The 16417-nt window shown below is 69.2% G+C and carries 14 protein-coding genes and 1 tRNA gene; 7 read left to right on the forward strand and 8 right to left on the reverse strand.

Annotation, left to right across the window (positions count from 1 at the left end):
- Positions 1-30 precede the first annotated feature (30 nt).
- The 5 genes from ACSFBE_RS17495 to ACSFBE_RS17515 all read left to right on the forward strand — a co-directional run bounded on the left by ACSFBE_RS17495 (position 31) and on the right by ACSFBE_RS17515 (position 4946).
- Positions 31-645 (forward strand): TRAP transporter small permease, encoded by a 615-nt coding sequence (locus ACSFBE_RS17495; RefSeq protein ID WP_435491673.1) that lies wholly within the window; start codon positions 31-33, stop codon positions 643-645.
- 1 nt (position 646) lies between these two features.
- Positions 647-1912: a TRAP transporter large permease gene (locus tag ACSFBE_RS17500; protein WP_435491674.1), complete on the forward strand. Its 1266-nt coding sequence runs from the start codon at positions 647-649 to the stop codon at positions 1910-1912.
- A 40-nt stretch (positions 1913-1952) separates the two neighbouring features.
- The gene (locus ACSFBE_RS17505) at positions 1953-2951 is read left to right on the forward strand and encodes a TRAP transporter substrate-binding protein (protein ID WP_435491675.1); all 999 of its coding nucleotides are present in this window, start codon (positions 1953-1955) and stop codon (positions 2949-2951) included.
- Between the two features lie 84 nt (positions 2952-3035).
- Positions 3036-3707, forward strand: a complete 672-nt coding sequence (locus ACSFBE_RS17510; RefSeq protein ID WP_435491676.1) for a GntR family transcriptional regulator — start codon at positions 3036-3038, stop codon at positions 3705-3707.
- Positions 3708-3740: 33 nt separating this feature from the next.
- Positions 3741-4946: an MFS transporter gene (locus ACSFBE_RS17515; protein ID WP_435491677.1), complete on the forward strand. Its 1206-nt coding sequence runs from the start codon at positions 3741-3743 to the stop codon at positions 4944-4946.
- A gap of 4 nt (positions 4947-4950) precedes the next feature.
- On the opposite strand, the gene ACSFBE_RS17520 is transcribed toward ACSFBE_RS17515, so the two are convergent.
- Positions 4951-5024 (reverse strand) — tRNA-Gly (locus tag ACSFBE_RS17520).
- Between the two features lie 235 nt (positions 5025-5259).
- Between ACSFBE_RS17520 and ACSFBE_RS17525 the strand changes: the two genes are divergently transcribed.
- Complete coding sequence (locus tag ACSFBE_RS17525) at positions 5260-5862, forward strand: glutathione S-transferase family protein (protein ID WP_435491678.1); 603 nt, start codon at positions 5260-5262, stop codon at positions 5860-5862.
- A gap of 21 nt (positions 5863-5883) precedes the next feature.
- Here ACSFBE_RS17525 and norR read toward each other — a convergent pair whose 3' ends face one another.
- Positions 5884-7515: a nitric oxide reductase transcriptional regulator NorR gene (norR, locus tag ACSFBE_RS17530; protein ID WP_435491679.1), complete on the reverse strand. Its 1632-nt coding sequence runs from the start codon at positions 7513-7515 to the stop codon at positions 5884-5886.
- 144 nt (positions 7516-7659) lie between these two features.
- On the opposite strand from norR, the gene hmpA reads away from it, so the two are divergent.
- Complete coding sequence (hmpA, locus tag ACSFBE_RS17535; protein WP_435491680.1) at positions 7660-8868, forward strand: NO-inducible flavohemoprotein; 1209 nt, start codon at positions 7660-7662, stop codon at positions 8866-8868.
- A gap of 15 nt (positions 8869-8883) precedes the next feature.
- On the opposite strand, the gene ACSFBE_RS17540 is transcribed toward hmpA, so the two are convergent.
- The 6 genes from ACSFBE_RS17540 to imuA form a co-directional block, all read right to left on the reverse strand.
- The gene (locus tag ACSFBE_RS17540; RefSeq protein ID WP_435491681.1) at positions 8884-9207 is read right to left on the reverse strand and encodes a hypothetical protein; all 324 of its coding nucleotides are present in this window, start codon (positions 9205-9207) and stop codon (positions 8884-8886) included.
- 107 nt (positions 9208-9314) lie between these two features.
- On the reverse strand, positions 9315-10232 hold the full coding sequence (locus ACSFBE_RS17545) for a hypothetical protein (RefSeq protein ID WP_435491682.1): 918 nt from the start codon (positions 10230-10232) through the stop codon (positions 9315-9317).
- 43 nt (positions 10233-10275) lie between these two features.
- Entirely contained in the window at positions 10276-10812 is a 537-nt protein-coding gene (locus ACSFBE_RS17550; RefSeq protein ID WP_435491683.1) for a 2'-5' RNA ligase family protein, read from the reverse strand.
- Positions 10813-10823: 11 nt separating this feature from the next.
- Positions 10824-14201 (reverse strand): error-prone DNA polymerase, encoded by a 3378-nt coding sequence (locus ACSFBE_RS17555; protein WP_435491684.1) that lies wholly within the window; start codon positions 14199-14201, stop codon positions 10824-10826.
- Positions 14194-15576: a Y-family DNA polymerase gene (locus ACSFBE_RS17560; RefSeq protein ID WP_435491685.1), complete on the reverse strand. Its 1383-nt coding sequence runs from the start codon at positions 15574-15576 to the stop codon at positions 14194-14196. The genes ACSFBE_RS17555 and ACSFBE_RS17560 overlap by 8 nt, the downstream gene beginning before the upstream one ends.
- Positions 15545-16357 carry a translesion DNA synthesis-associated protein ImuA gene (imuA, locus tag ACSFBE_RS17565; RefSeq protein ID WP_435491686.1) on the reverse strand — a complete coding sequence of 271 codons (813 nt, stop codon included), beginning with the start codon at positions 16355-16357 and terminating at the stop codon, positions 15545-15547. Before imuA ends, ACSFBE_RS17560 begins: the two co-directional genes overlap by 32 nt.
- Positions 16358-16417: the final 60 nt, after the last annotated feature.

The raw sequence follows: 16417 nt of genomic DNA on the forward strand, positions 1-16417 counted from the left end.
TGCACCCCCCCGTCACCAGGCCACAACACCATGCAAGAAAAAGCCAAAGGACAGGTCGGCGCTGCCCGCTGGGTGCTCGACATTTCGGACGGCGTGCTGCGCTGCGAACGCCACCTCCTCACCGCACTGATGGGGCTGCTCATGGTGCTGGTCATGCTGAACGTGGTGACGCGCTACGGCGGCATTCCGCTCTACTGGGTCGACGAGGCTTCGGTGTACTGCGTGGTCTGGCTGACCTTCGTCGGCGCCTCGGCCATGACCCGGCTGCGGCTCGACTTCGCGGTCACGCTGCTGACCGACAAGCTGGGTGCCAAGTCCGTGCGCATCGCCAAGGCCGCGGCCTCGGGCGGCGTGCTGCTGCTCGGCCTGGCGCTGCTCGCGATGTGCTGGATCTACATGGACCCGGTGGGCCTCGCGCGCTACGGCTTCGATGCGAAGGAGTTCGCCGCGGAGTCCTTCAACTTCCTCTACACCGAGCGCACGCAGACGCTGAACTGGCCGGTCTGGGCGATCCAGCTGATCCTGCCGATCTTCTCGCTGACGCTCAGCGTGCATGCGCTGTCGAACCTGATAGAGGACCTCGGCCTGCAGCCCAAGCGCAGCCATGCCGAGTTCAACATCGCCAACGCGGACGTGGTGAACTGACATGCTGACCACCGGATTCTTCCTGCTCATCATGCTGGTCGGCGTGCCGATCGGCGCCTGCCTGTGCCTGTCGGGCATCGTCTTCATCCTGAACTCGGGCGACACCGTGCTGTTCCAGTCCTTCCCGACGCAGATGTTCGGCGGGGTCGACAGCTACAGCCTCATCGCGATCCCGTTGTTCATCCTCATCGGCGAGATCATGAACGGCGGCGGCATCACCAAGCGCCTGGTCGACCTGGCGCTGGCCTTCATCGGCTCGGTCAAGGGCGGCCTCGCCTACGTGAACATCCTGGCCAACATGCTGGTGTCGTCGATCATCGGATCGGCCACCGCGCAGGTCGCGATCATGAGCCAGATCATGGTGCCGGAGATGGAGAAGCAGGGCTACGACAAGACCTTCGCCGCCGGCCTCACGGTGTACGGCGGCATGCTCGGCCCGATCATCCCGCCCTCGGTGATGTTCGTGGTCTACAGCGTGCTCGCGCAGGTGGCGGTGGGCGACATGCTCATCGCCGGGATCATCCCCGGCGTGATCCTCACGGTGCTGTTCTTCATCGTGATCGCCTGCATGGGCCTGATCTACAACTACCCGCGCACCGAGAAGCGCACGTTGAAGCAGCGGCTGCACACGGTGATCACCGCCTGCCCCACGCTGCTGATCCCGATCGTGATCGTCGGCTCCATCCTCGGCGGCTTCGCCAACCCGACCGAAGCGGCGGCCGTCGGTGCCGTGGCCGCGGTGCTGGTGGGCCGCTACGTGACGAAGGAATTCCGCTACGGGATGATTCCGCAGATCCTGCTCAAGTCGGCCATCTACTCGGCCGTGGTGCTGTTCCTGGTGGCGGCCGCGGCGGTGTTCTCGTGGCTCCTGATCTACGGCAAGGTGCCGCAGGCCACCGCCGCGTGGATCCAGACCGTGGCGAAGGACCCGGTCACCTTCCTGCTGCTGACCAACGTGATCCTGCTGGTGATCGGCACCGTCATCGACGGCATCCCCGGCCTGATCATGACGGTGCCCATCCTGCTGCCCATCGCCACCGACATCTACGGCATCGACCCGCGCCACTTCGGCGTGGTGGTGGTGATCAACCTGGTGCTCGGCCTCATGACGCCGCCCGTGGGCCTGAGCTTCTTCGTCGCCTCGGCCGTCACCGGGGCCAAGCCCGGAAAGATGTTCATCGTCACGCTGCCCTTCTTCGTCATCTGCTGCGTGGCGCTGGTGATTCTTTCGCTGTTCCCGAGCCTGTCTCTCGCTCTCTTGAAGTAGTTCTTCGAGCCCTTCCTTTCCACCTCAACCGGAGCTTCGCATGTCCCTCTCCCGTCGCCAGTTCGTCCAGGCCGCGGCCGGCACCGCCGCCGCCTCGTCCGCCCTCTTCGCTCCGATGGTCCGCGCTGCCGCGGCCAAGGAATTCCGCCTCGGCCTCATCACCCCGGCCGGCCACTCGTGGAACCGCGCCGCACTGGCCTTCGGCGAGTCGCTCAAGAAGGCGACCGACGGCCGCCTGAGCGCGGTGGTCTTCCACTCCGGCCAGCTCGGCAACGAGTCGGCCATGATGCAGCAGCTGCAGTCGGGCGCGCTCGACATGGGCTGGATCCAGGCGGCCGAGCTGGGCTCGCGCGTCTCCAGCGTGGCTGCCATCAACGCGCCCTACCTGGTGCGCTCGACCACCAACGTCGCGTCGCTGGTTCGCACACCGGCCGCGCTCAAGCTGCTCGAGGTGCTGCCGCGCGAGACCGGCACCGTCGGCCTGGGCTGGGGCATCACCGGCATGCGTGTGGTGTTCGCCACCAAGGACATCTCGACGCCGACCGACCTCAAGGGCATGAAACTGCGCATCAACCCCACGCCGGTCTACCGCGACTTCTACCAAATGCTCGGCGCCGCGCCGACGCCCATCCCGACGCCGGCCGTGTTCGACGCAATGTCGAACGGCCAGGTCGACGGCCTGGAAGCCGACATCGAGTTCTCCTGGAACGCGCGCTTCGACAAGGTGGCGAAGGTCATGCTGCCGATGAACGCGCTGTTCATGCCCTTCGCACCGCTGGTGTCGGGCCGCATCTGGCAGACGCTGGATGCCAAGGACAAGACGCTGATCACCGACCTGGTGAAGCAGTCGCTCGACGCGCAGATCAAGGACATCGTGACGACCGAACTTGGCCTGATCGACAAGTTCAAGGCCACCAACCTGGTGATCAAGAACGACGCGGCCTTCAACCCCGCGCCGCTGATCGCCGAGTTCGACAAGCTCTGGCTGCCCAAGGCGCCGGCCATTGCCGAACTGCGCAAGATCGGCGCCACGCTCTGAGACCGCCCCCGGGCGCCTGCTCCCGTCGCCGATGGGAGAATGCGCCCGCCCCTGGTGCCTTTCCGCGAATCCCCTTCCCCCACGATGCCCGCTGCAGTCACGTCTTCTCTGGGCGGCACGCCCCGGCGGCGCGCCGCCGACATCGCCTACGACGCGATCGAAACGCTCATCGCCACCTTGCAACTGGAGCCCGGCAGTCCGGTCGTCGAGGGCGAGATCGCCGAGCGCACCGGCCTCGGCCGCACCCCCGTGCGCGAGGCGCTGCTGCGCATGACCTCCGTCGGCCTGATCGACCAGCAGCCGCGGCGCGGCCTGCTGGTGTCGAGCATCGACCTGGCCGACCACCTCGACGTGATTCAGACCCGGCGCGTGCTGGAGATCCTGATCGCTTCCTGCTCGGCGCGCCGCGCCACCGCGGCGGAGCGCAAGGAGATCGTGCGCTGCGCCGAGAAGATGGTGAAGGCCGCCGCGCGCGGCCACCTGGACGACTACATGGCGGCCGACCACGAACTCGACCGGGTCAACCACCGCGCGAGCCGCAACCAGTCGGCGGTGATGGGCGTGGCCCCGCTGATCGTGCAGTGCCGCCGCTTCTGGTACGCCTACCAGCACGAGGGCGAGATCGTCGAAGCCGCCGACGCCCACATGGAACTGGCCCAGGGCATCGCCACCGGCGACGAAGCCGCCGCCGTTGCGGGCGCGAACCGGTTGATGGACTACCTCGAACGCTTCGCGCGGCGGGTCATCGACAACTGACCAGCGGCGGGCCGACGCCCTACCATAGGCCGGATGAACCCCGTGGTGCCCGCTCGCATCCTGCCGGTGATCGTGTTCTCGCAATTCGCGGGCACCTCGCTGTGGTTTGCCGCGAACGCGGTGATGCCCGACCTGCAACTCGACTGGGCGCTGCCACCCTCGGCGATCGGCCGTCTGACTTCGTCGGTGCAGATCGGCTTCGTTGCCGGCACGCTGGTCTTCGCGCTCCTGATGCTGGCCGATCGCTGCCGGCCGACCCGGCTGTTTTTGGCATGCGCCACGGCCGGCGCGATGGCCAATGCGGTGGCCACCGTCCTGCCGCCCGGCGCTTGGGGCGCGCTGCTGCTGTCGCGCTTTGCCGTCGGCTTCCTGCTGGCCGGTGTCTACCCGGTCGGGATGCGCATCGCCGCCAGTTGGTACCGCGACGGGCTGGGCGCGGCGATGGGCCTGCTGATTGGTGCGTTGGTGCTCGGCACCGCCCTGCCCTATGCACTGAGGGCGATGCAATGGGGCGGCAACGGCGTGATGCTTCCGTGGCGTAGCGTGCTGATCGGCGTTTCGCTGCTGGCGCTGGCCGGTGGCCTGGCCACCGCGCTCCTGGTGCCCGAGCCGCCGCGCGCCGCCACGGCCCCACCGAAGCTCAGTGCGCGCGGGCTCGGCGTCATCTGGACCGACCGCCAGGTGCGCGCATCGGTCTTCGGCTACTTCGGCCACATGTGGGAGCTCTACACCTTCTATGTGCTGGTCCCGTTCATCCTCGCGATACGGCTCGCGACAACCGCCGTCAGCGCGGCGGCCTTCTGGGTCATCGCCGGCGGTGTGCTCGGCTGTGTGGTGGGCGGGGCGATGGCGCGACGGGTGGGCAGCGCGCGCATCGCGGCCATTCAACTGGCGACGAGCGGCGCCTGCGGCCTGCTGAGCCCGCTGATGCTGCAGGCGCCGCTGCCGGTGTTCATGGCTTGGCTGCTGCTGTGGGGCATCACCGTGGTCGGCGACTCGCCGCAGTTCTCGGCACTGACTGCCCGGAATGCACCGCCGCAACTGGTGGGCAGCGTGCTCACCTTCACCAACTGCATCGGCTTCGGCATTACCGTGGTGAGCATCGAGCTGTTCGTGCTCGGCACCCGACAACTCCCGCTGAGTCTGCTGATGCCGGGTCTTGCGCTGGGGCCGGCCATTGGGCTGTGGATGCTGCGGCCTTTGCTCGAGCGCCAGGCCGCCGGGACGCGGGGCGGTTGAAGGATGGAGCGGGTGAAGGGAATCGAACCCTCGTATGAAGCTTGGGAAGCTGCCGTTCTACCATTGAACTACACCCGCAACGGGGCGGATTCTACCGTCTGTCCCCGGGCCTCGCTCAGCACGCCGCGCGTCTCTGGTAGAAGCCGGCGACCATGATGCCTTCACCGGGTCTTCCAACTCCAGCGGCTTCGTCAAGACGGTGGCGCTGCCGCTGGCTGTTCGCCGGGAACTGGCAACTCCCGTGCGACGGATTGGCGTGGGCGCACGTGGCATGCTCCAGCACAAAATTTCCTGGCAGCCGCTTCAGCTCACTATGCATACCCTTTTCAGTTCTCCCCCCTCGCCCTTCGGTCGCAAGGTCCGCATCGCCATCGACGTGCTCGGAATGGCCGACACGATCGAGGTCGTGACGACCGACACCAACGACGCCACCGGCCCGCTGCGCCGCCACAACCCGCTCGGCAAGATCCCCACGCTGCTGCTGGACGACGGCGAGGCGCTGTTCGATTCCCGCGTGATCGTCGAGTATCTCAACGCGCTCGACGGTCGCGACCTGTTGATCCCTGCCGACACCCAACGCATCGGCGTGCTGCGCGAACAGGCGCTGGCCGACGGCATCCTCGAAGCGGCTTTGCTGCAGGTGTACGAGCGCCGCTACCGCCCGGCCGAGCACCACGTCGAATCGTGGCTCGAACTTCAGCGCGGCAAGGTGACGCGGGCGCTCGACGCGTTTTCGGTACGCATGCCGGTCGCGCGACCGGCGGGGCCGAGCATCGGCGAGATCACCCTGGCCTGTGCGCTCGGCTACCTCGACTTCCGCCTGGAAGGCACCTGGCGCGCGACGCATCCGGCGCTGGTGGCGTGGCTCGACGGCTTCGCGCAGCGGGTGCCGGCCTTCGGGCGTACCGCGCCCTGACGGCGTCCGGCGGCGCGCCGTTCAACGGTCGCCGACAGGCGGCACCGCCCGCGCCTCGGGGCGCTGCATCGACACCCCGAGTCGCTTGGCGAGCCGCACCAGGTTGCCACGGTCGATGCCGAGCGCGCGCGCTGCGGCCGCGCCGTTGAAGCCGTGCGCCGCCAGCGTGTCGGCGACCAGCGTGCGCTCGAAGGCCTGCACGGCATCGCGCAGGTTGCGGCCCTCGCCATGTACCAACGACGCCAACGACAGGACCGGCGGCGACGCGGCGACGGCATCGTCGGCCGCGTCAACCAGCGCGCCACCGGCCTTGCCCGGCAGGTCCATGTCGACCGCCTCCAGGCTGAGGATGCGCGGCCGCTGCGCGTGGCGCCCCAGCGCCTTCAGCACGCTGCGGCCGAGCAGATGCTCCAGTTCCCGCACGTTGCCCGGCCAGTCGTAGGCGAGCAGTGCGGCCTGTGCGCCGGCGTCGAGCCGCAACCCGCCCAACCCGAGGCGCGAGCGGCTTTCCTCCAGGAAGAAGCCGGCGAGCAGCAGCACGTCGCGCCCGCGCTCGCGCAGCGGCGGCACCGGCAAGGGATAGACGCTGAGCCGGTGGTAGAAGTCCGCGCGCAAGCGCCCGGCCCGTACCTCGTCGGCCAGGTTGCGGTTGCTCGCCGCGATGAGGCGCACGTCGACGTGGTGGTCGCGGTCGGAACCCAGCCGCTGCAGCTGCCCGCTCTGCAGCACGCGCAGCAGCTTGGCCTGCACCGGCAGCGCCAGCTCGCCGACCTCGTCGAGGAAGAGCGTGCCGCCATTCGCCAGCTCGAACTTGCCGGGCCGCTCGCCCACCGCTCCGGTGAAGGCGCCGCGCACATGGCCGAAGAGTTCGCTCTCGACCAGGGTGTCCGGCAGCGCGGCGCAGTTGAGGCTGATCATCGGCCGCGCCGCGCGCGACGACGCCGCGTGCAGCGCCTCGGCGACCAGCTCCTTGCCGACGCCGGTCTCGCCCTGGATGAGCACCGGCAGGTCGCTGCCGGCGACCAGGTCGATCTGCTTGAGCAACTCGCGCAGGGCCGGGCTGCGGCCGATCAGGCTGCGGGTGCGCGGCCCGGCCGCCAGCCGGAAGCCCTCGGCGCGCAGGCTCTCGCGCTCGACGCGCGACTGGAGTTGCGCGATGCGGCCAGCCACGGTGACCGTGGCGGCGGCGAGATGGCCGAAGGATTGCAGCGTGGCCAGGTCGGCCTCGGAAAACCGGTCGGGGTCGAGGGCGTCGAGCGTCAGCAGGCCCCAGGGCCGGTCGTCCAGGTGCACGGTGCAGCCGACGCAGTCGTGCACCGGCAGGTGGCCGTCCACGCCGTCGACCAGCCCGTCGTACGGGTCCGGCAACGGGCTGTCGGCCGGGAAGCGCAGCGGCCCGCGGGCCTGCAGCAACGCGGCGAAGCGCGGGTGCTGGTCGATGCGAAAGCGCCGCCCCAGCGTGTCGGCACTGAGCCCGTCGACGGCCAGCGGCACCAGCACCTCGCCGTCGAGCCGCAGCAGCGCGGCAGCGTCGCACGGCAGCAGCACGCGCAGGGCGTGCAACAAGCGCCGGTAGCGCTCGGCCGCGGGCAGGTCGCGGGCGATGTCGCCGACGAGCGGGATGAGGGACTGGAGCAGTGGGTTCGTCGTCATCGAGACACGATGCATGTCATGGAGACACGAATCAAATCGCGTCATACCGACATTCATCAAAGCTAAGTCCTTGATTTTGCTGCAGGACAAAGCTGGAACGGCGATTGCAAAGAGAAGTCCCTATTCCACCTTCGAAGGATCCTCATGCTGAGCGCCGCGCACAAAGCCATCGTCACCGCCACCGTCCCGTTGCTCGAAACCGGGGGCGAAGCCTTGACGACGCACTTCTACCGGATCCTGCTCGACGAGCACCCGGAGGTGCGCCCGCTCTTCAACCAGGCCAACCAGGTCAGCGGCGAGCAGCCGCGCGCCCTGGCCAACGGGGTGCTGATGTACGCGAAGAACATCGACCGGCTCGAAGCGCTGGGCGACCTGGCGACGCAGATCGTGCAGAAGCACGTGGCGCTGCAGATCCTGCCCGAGCACTACCCGGTCGTGGGCGCCTGCCTGCTGCGCGCGATCCGCGAAGTACTGGGTGCCGAGATCGCGACCGACGCTGTGATCGAGGCCTGGGCGGCCGCCTATGGGCAGCTCGCCGACATCCTGATCGGCGCCGAGGCGGCCGAGTACGACCGCAAGGCGGCGGCGCCGGGCGGATGGCGCGGCGGGCGGGCCTTCCGCGTGGCCCGCAAGGAAGCGGAGAGCGCCGAGATCACGTCCTTCTATCTCGAACCGGTCGACGGCCAGCCGGTGCTCGACTTCGAACCCGGCCAGTACATCGGCCTGCGGCTCGACGTGAACGGCCAGGAGACGCGCCGCAACTATTCGCTGTCCGCAGCGCCGAACGGCCGCAGCTACCGCATCAGCGTGAAGCGCGAGCCCGGCGGGCGGGTGTCGAACCATCTGCATGACCAGGTGCAGGTCGGCAGCGTGGTCGAGCTGTTCCCGCCGTCGGGCGGCTTCACGCTCGCCGACGGGGAGCGACCGCTGGTGCTGATCAGTGGCGGCGTCGGCATCACGCCGACGCTGGCCATGCTCGAGACGGCGCTGGCCCTGACGCCGTCGCGGCCGGTGCGCTTCATCCATTGCGCCCGCTCGCACAAGGTACATGCGTTCCGCCGCGCCATCGATGCGCTGGCCCACAAGCATCCGCATTTGGAGCGTTTCTATTGCTACGACGAAGCGCCGGCCGCCGACGACGTCGGGGTAGCGCCGCATGCCGTCGGCCGGATCGACGCCGCAGCGTTGGCGCAATGGCTGCCGGCAGCGGCCGGGGGCGTGCGCGACATCGACGCCTATTTCCTCGGGCCGAAGCCGTTCATGCAGCAGGTGCAGCGCTCGCTGCGCACGCTGGGCGTGCCCGACCGGCAGGTGCGCTACGAATTCTTCGGACCCGCGTCGGCACTCGAATGAAGAAAGCCGACCGGCTCAGCCGGCTGCGGCGACCGGCAGGGCCGATTCGGGCACGGAACGGCGCAGGTACTCGGCCTTCAGCTGCTGGGCGATGAACTCGGAGCAGGCGCGCAGCCGGCTGACCTCCATCTCGCCCATCCACAGCCCCTGGTAACAGATATGGACATGCGGGAAGTTGTGGCTGAGCGCCTGGGCTGCATCGAACAAGCAGGCGGCGAGCGAGGTCAGCCCACGGTCCACGTAGCACGCCTCTCGCGGCGCCGTGCTCTTGTGGGTCGCACGGATGCTGTAGCTGTACGAGCGCTCATGGCGCTGGATGAACTCGAGAACCGGTTGCATGGCGGGGGCAGCTCCTGGCAGTCCGCGGCGTCGTTGCCGCACCGTCGATCACGGGGCCGGCGATCTTACATTTCGAGACAATCTGCGCAAGCCCGTTCGGCCGACCGTTACAAATCGGCGGCGTTTTCCTCGTCGCACGGCAGCAGTCCCTGGACGTCCTCATCGAAGCCGGCGACCGGCCGGGCCTTGGCCAGCGCCATCCAGACACCGAAGGGCATGCGCGGTTGCGCCCGATGCACCGCCGCCCGCGCCACCACCAGCCGTCCGGCCTCCAGCATCAGCACACCGCATTCCGACGGGATTTCGTCCGGCGTGGCGATCGGGCGGTCGCGCGCATCCCGCCCGAGGACGTACCAGCATTCGCCACCGAGGTCGAGGTAGGCGGCGCGCTTGTCGGGCTTGCGCAGGTCGGCCATCAGGTCGGCGCGCCGCACCTTGATCTCGTGGACGATGGGCTGGGCATAGGCCTCGACGCTGGTGTTGCGGATCGAAAACACGTCCGGCCGCGCCATGCACCAGCGTGGCTTGCCACCCTCTTGCGCCGCCGGCAGCCGGGCGCGCAGGCTCAGGTCGCGCCAGGCGATGCGGCCGTTGCGCGTCATCTCGCGGGCCACCTGCTCGACCAGCGCCTCGTGCGCCGACAGCGCCGCACGGTTGACCACCAGCGAGGCGGCGATGTGCGCGATGCCGCGGTCGGTCACCCGCAGCGTCTCGTGGCCCAGGGCCGAGCGCCGGCGCTCCAGCAGGCCGGCGGCGAGCAGGTCGACCTCGATGGCGTCGCAGCAGGGCCAGCCGGCCGAGCGGTAGATCTCGCGCAGGCGCCGGGCATGCGTGCGTTGGAGCACGAAGTCGCCGGGGGGCGGTTCGATCACCGGTGCCGGCTTGCCGGGGTCGGTGATCGGCGGCTCGGGCGCGGGCGGATCGCCTTCGGGCGGCGCGGGCGGCGGCATGTTGGGCGGCGGCACGGGCGTCACCGGCGGGCCGTTCGGAATTTCGGCGGATGGCCGAAGGAGCACAGCAGACATCGTGCAAGCGTAGCGGCGGCCCGATGCCGCGTCGAGGGGCCGATCAAGCCGTATAGCAAGACAGCACCTCGTGACGGGCCACCGGCACCAGCTGCGACCAGACCAGCGAGAACGCCGTCACCGGCCAGTGCAGCGGTGCGATGTCGGGCGGCAGCAGCGCGCCGTCGGGCTCGCGCGCCACGGTGACATGCGGCGTCCAGGCCGCCCGGGCCGGCAGGCCGAGCCGCCAGAGCTTGAGCACCAGGCGGTCGTGCAACTCGCCCAGCGCCTCGCCGGGCTCGGGGCGCAGCACCGCCACATGGCGCCAGCATTCGGCGCGACGCAGCACGAGCTGAAAGGGACGCATCGGCACCGTGGCCAGGGCTACCTGAAGTTCCGGCAGCCGGTCGACCGGCACCTCGTCGAGAAAGTTGAGCGTGAGGTGCAGCCGCTGGGCGGCCGGCAGTCGCGCTTTCGGCGGCCACGGCCATTGCCGGCGTCGCGTGTCGATCGCCTGCCGGACGTCGGCGCCGGGCACCAGCCCGATGAAGAGCCGGCGCGTTTTCACGGCCGGGTCGAGCAATGCATTCTGGATATGCATGAAGGTCTCCTTCAATGAAAGTCGCGACTGCGCCGCCCATCGGCGAGCCGGCCCAGCCAGGGCGTGAGGTCCTTGAAGCGCTGCGCCAGCAGGTGCCGCACCTGCCCGCCGCTGGCCGTGTCGCGCTGCCACACGCCCTGCACCGCCAGCAGCTTCGACTTGAGCAGCGGCTCGCGCTGTTCCTCGACCAGGTCGTTCCAGACGATCACGTTGACGATGCCGGTCTCGTCTTCCAGCGACACGAAAATCGTGCCCTTGGCCGTGCCCGGCCGCTGGCGCATGGTGACGATGCCGCAGGCACGCACGGTGCGCCCGTGCGGCACGTCGCTCAGTTCCTGTGCGCTCAGCAGCCTGAAGCGCGCCATGCGGGGCCGCAGCAGCGCGAGCGGATGGCGGCGCAGCGTGAGGTTGAGCGACGCGTAGTCGCCGACGATCTCCTCCCCTTCCGAGGCGGGGGGCAGTTGCAGCGGCGCCTCGTGGATGGGCACGCCCTTGAGCAGCGCGGGTGCGCGGCCGCCGACACCGCCCCGCGTGGCAGTCGCGTCCCAGACCTGCTGGCGGCGGTGGCCCGACAGGCTCATCAGCGCATCGGCGGCGGCGAGCGCGGCCATGTCCCTGCCATCGAGATCGGCGCGCACGGCCAGGTCTTCGGTGCTGGTGAAGGGCGCGAAGGTGCGGGCTTCGACGAGGCGCTGCATGCCCGCTTCGCTCAGCGAGACGATGCGCCGCAGCCCGAGCCTCACGGCCGGCGGGTCGGGTCGGCCCAGCCACTGGGTGTACTGCGGATCGGTGCCGGCGGGCATGCGCGGCGCGCCGGGCGCACGCATTTCGAGCGTGCTGTCGCGTTCGCTCACCGTCACGTCCACAGGCCGCACCTCCACCCCATGGCGCCGCGCGTCCTGCACCAACTGCGACGCCGAGTAGAAACCCATGGGCTGGGAGTCGAGCATGGCGGCCAGGAAGCAGGCCGGCTCGTGGCACTTGAGCCAGCTGCTGACGATCACCAGCAGCGCGAAGCTGGCGGCGTGGCTTTCCGGAAAGCCGTACTCGCCGAAGCCCTTGACCTGTTCAAAGATGGCTTCCGAAAAAGGCCGGTCATAGCCGTTCTGGACCATGCCTTCGATCAGCTTGCTCTGGAACTTCTCGATGTGCCCGGTGTGCTTCCAGGCCGCCATCGCGCGGCGCAGGCCATCGGCCTCGTCGGAGCTGAACTTGGCCGCGATCATCGCGATCTGCATCACCTGTTCCTGGAAGATCGGGACGCCCAGCGTGCGGCCCAGCGCTTCCTTCAACTCGGGGTAGCGGTATTCGATCTGCTCGCCCTTGCGTTCCTTCTCGCGGTTCTTCAGGTACGGATGCACCATGCCGCCCTGGATCGGCCCCGGCCGCACGATGGCGACCTCGACCACCAGGTCGTAATACCTGCGGGGCTGCAGGCGTGGCAGCATCGACATCTGTGCCCGGCTCTCGATCTGGAACACGCCGATGGTGTCGGCCGCGCAGATCATGTCGTAGACCTTCGGGTCGTCGTTCGCGATGTGATGCATCTCGATCGCCGTGCCGCGCCAGCGGTTCACGAAGTCGAGCCCACGCTGGATCGCGCTCAGCATGCCCAGGGCCAGCACGTCGACCTTGAGCATGCCCATGGCTTCGAGGTCGTTCTTCTCCCACTGGATGACGGAGCGATTCGCCATGGATGCCTTCTCGATCGGCACCAGCCGCGTGAGCTTCGTCTGCGTGAGCACGAAGCCGCCCACGTGCTGGCTCAGATGGCGCGGAAAGCCCTTGAGGTCGTTCGTGAGCTCCAGCCACAGCTGCAACTTCGGCAGGCTCTCGCGCACGCCAGAGCGGGTCATTGCTTCTTCGAGCCGGTCCACCAGCACGGTCTGGTCGAACCAGTAGTGGTCCTTGGCAAACTCGTCGACCAGCAGTTCGTCGACGCCCATCGCCTTGCCGACGTCGCGCAGTGCGCTGCGGGATCGGTAGCAGATGACCACTGCCGCGATGGCGGCGCGGTCGCGGCCGTATTTGTCGTAGATGTACTGGATGACCTCCTCGCGCCGCTGGTGCTCGAAGTCGACGTCGATGTCGGGTGGCTCGTTGCGTTCGCGGCTCAGGAAGCGCTCGAACAGCAGATGCCCCGTGTCCGGGTTGATGGCCGTGATGCCGAGGCAGTAGCAGACCGCCGAGTTGGCCGACGAGCCGCGGCCCTGGCAGAGGATCTTCTTCGAGCGGGCAAAGGCGACGATGTCTTCCACGGTCAGGAAAAACATCTCGTAGTGTTTCTCGATGATGAGATCGAGTTCGTGCCGGACCTGCATCTGCACCTTGTCCGAAATGCCATCGGGGTAACGGTTGCGCGCCCCCTCCCAGGTCTTGCGCACCAGCGTCTGCGCCGGCGTCTCGCCGTTGCCCAGCAGCTCCAGCGGGTACGCATAGTGTTGGCGGATCTCGTCGGGATCGAAGCAGCAACGCGCCATCACCGTCAGCGTGTTGGCCAGCAACTCGGCCGGGTACAGGTTCGACAGCCGGATGCGCGAGCGCAGATGCCGCTCGGCATTGCCCTGCAGTGCGAAACCACACTCGGCCACTGACTGGCCCTCGCGGATGGCGGTGACCACGTCCTGCAGCGGCTTGCGCGAGCGCTTGTGCATGTGCACGTCGCCGGCCGCGACCAAGGGCACGCCGGTGGCCTCGCCGACTTCTTCGAGCGTCATGAGCCACAGGTCGTCGTCGAGTTCGTTGAGCAGTTCGACGGCAATCCACAGGTGGTCGCCGTACAACGCCTTGGCCGCGGCCACGTCGGCGCACATCGATGCGACATCCATCGCACCGCCCGGCGCCCGATGCGGCACCAGCAAGATTTCGCAGTGCTGCAGCGACGCCACATCGCTGCCCTCCCAGCTCACCCGGTAGTCGCCCTTGGGGGCGTCGGCGGTGCGCGCGGCGGTGATGAATTCGCAAAGGTTGCCCCAGCCTTCGAGGTCGTGTGCGATCACCACCAGCCGGAAACGCTCGAAGCGGAATTCACTGCCGAAGAGCAGCCGGAAATCGGGGTTGCGGGTGAGCGGTGGCTCGTGCGGGTTGTCGCGCTCCCAGTCGGCCATGGCCTCGGGATGCTCGCGCAGCGCCACATGCGCCCGCACGATGCCGGCGACCGAGCATTCGTCGGTGATGGCGAGCGCCTTGTAGCCGAGCTGATAGGCCTGGGTCACCAGTTCATCCGGCTTGGAGGCGCCGCGCTGAAAGCTGAAGTTGCTCAGGCAATGCAGCTCGGCATAGTCGGGCAGGCCACGCATCGGCACGGTGGCGGCCGGCCGGGGCGGCGGCAGCACCCGCAAGCGGGCCGGCTGCCGCGCCTGCATCTGCTTGTCGGTGAGCTCAGGCATACAAACCCTGCAGGTACCAGCGGACCTCGTCGGCGGCGAAGCAGCGCGACGGCCGTTCGCGAAACACCCACAGCAACCCGGCCTCGGGGCTCTCGGCCACGTAGTAGTCGCGCATCGCCGGATGGCCGCCCTCGTTGCCGTCGCCGTCGCCGTTGCCCCACCAGCCGGCTTCGAGCCGCCGCGGCCCGACCAGCCGCCGCAGCCGGCCTTCGTACCAGGGATGGCCGTCGCGCACCTCGAGCCGCACCGGCTCACGCAGCATCCAGGGCGGGAACAGGGCGTCGGGCTGCTGGGCTGCGGTGGCGATGGCCTTCGCAGTGGCCTTCGCGGCTCGGGCCGGTTGGCGGGGTCGGCCGAGTGCCGGCACCCAGGCCTGCATGCACTCGGGCCGATGGTCGGCCTGCGCCACTGGCACCAGCACCTCGCGGGCACCCAGCCGCGCGCTCAGCCGCTCGACCAGTTCGTGCAGCTTGTCGCCCTTGCGGTTGTCCTCGGGCAGGAAGCTGGTGCTGGCGCCGGCCCAGGGCATGGTGTCGATGGAACGCAGGCGCAACCAGCTGGCCGGTGCGGCGAGCTGCGTGAGCGCAAGCCGCTCGCTCATCAGGCGACGCAGGTGGGCCATGTCCTGCGTGGGCTCGGCGGTGGGCACGGTGATGTGCTGGTGCGGCGGCAGGTCGACGCCGTTGTAGCGCTTGAGGTCGAGCGTCCATTCCAGCTCGAGCGACAGCACGCCGCGCTGGCGCGCGCGCAGCCAGACCTGCAGTGCCGCCAGCAAGCGGTTGGCCGACCACATCAGTTCGTGGGCGTTCTCGGCCAGCGCGGGCAGTTCCAGCTTCTGCTCGAAGACATCGGGCAGCGTGAGCCAGGTGTGGCGCTCGGGCCGCAGGCCCCAGGCCCTGTCGAGCGCCTCGCGCAACGCCGCACCGAAGCGGCGCGACAGCCCACCGCGCGGCAGCGCCGCCACGTCGCCCCAGGTGCGGCAGCCCATGCGCGCCAGCACGTCGAGGTGCTCCCGCGCCGCGGTGAGCGTGTGAAGCGGCAGCGCGGCCGGGATGTCGGCCGGCGGCTTCTGGCCGAGCGCGAACAGGCGCAGCCGGGCCAGCGCGACCAGGCTGGTGGCGCCCTCCACCTTCTGCAGCCGGCTGCCGGGCACCGGGTTCTCGGCCACCATGAGGCGCATCAGCCCCTGGCGCCCGCCCCACAGCCTTTCGCAGGCAGACACTTCGAGCACCAGCGCCTCATCCAGCCAGGCCACACGCGGGGTGTAGCGCAGCGCCCACCAGCCGAGCGCTTCAGCCGAGAGCGGCAGGCCTTCCGAAGGCGGAAGGCCGGCAGCCTCGCTCTCAGGCGGCCACCGCAAGGCGATCCACTGCATGGCCGACCTCCTCTCTGCGCTGGCGCAGGTCGAGGCGGACCACGGTCGCGCCCTTCGTTGCGTTCGCTGCGGCCATCTCGACCGCGTCCTGCTGCTGGCGACGCTGGCGCCGCCACTGGCTGGCGGCCAGCAGCGCCGCCATGCGCTCGCTGCGGGCCGGCAGGGTCAGCGGCTGGGCCAGCGGCGGGCCGCGCCGCTTGATCAGGTGCACGTCCATCCGACCGCCGTCGGCCGGCACCAGTTGCAGGCGCAGGCGCGCCGGCGACGCCGACTGCACCAGCGCTTCCGGCCGCACCACGAACAGCAGGCCTTCGTGCTGGGCGGCGGCCAGTTGCAGCCGCCGCAGTTCGCCCACCCGCGCTTGCGGGAGCCAGGCCATGACCGCGGCCACGTCGGCGCAGCGCAAGGCCTGTTCGCAGGCCCACAGCCGCGCAGCCGGTGCCTCGGCACGCACCCACATCAGCGCCTCGGTCGGCAACCCGCCCGCTGCCAGGGCCGGACCGAAGGGCGCGTGCGGCGCGCCGACCAGCACCACCGGGCCGCCACGGGATTCAACCGCCGCGGCCAGCGCCGGCAGCAGCAATTGCCAGACATGGGCTTCCGCCCGGGCCTGCAGCAACTCGGTCATGGCACCGACCGGCCAGCCGCCTCCGGGCAGTTCGGCATCGAGGGCGGCATGGCCGGTGCCCACCACCGGCGTGTCGGCCAGGCCCAGTTCGTCCCCACGCCAGACGTTGTGCCGGGCGGAGGCGAAGGGGGTGGAAAGAGAAGGCAGGCCCATGGCGGAATCAATGATTAACTGTATTTTTATACAGTATTTCATCCGCGGGCAATGCCTTTC

This window comes from Variovorax sucrosi (assembly GCF_051216635.1).
Classification (GTDB): Bacteria; Pseudomonadota; Gammaproteobacteria; order Burkholderiales; family Burkholderiaceae_C; genus Variovorax.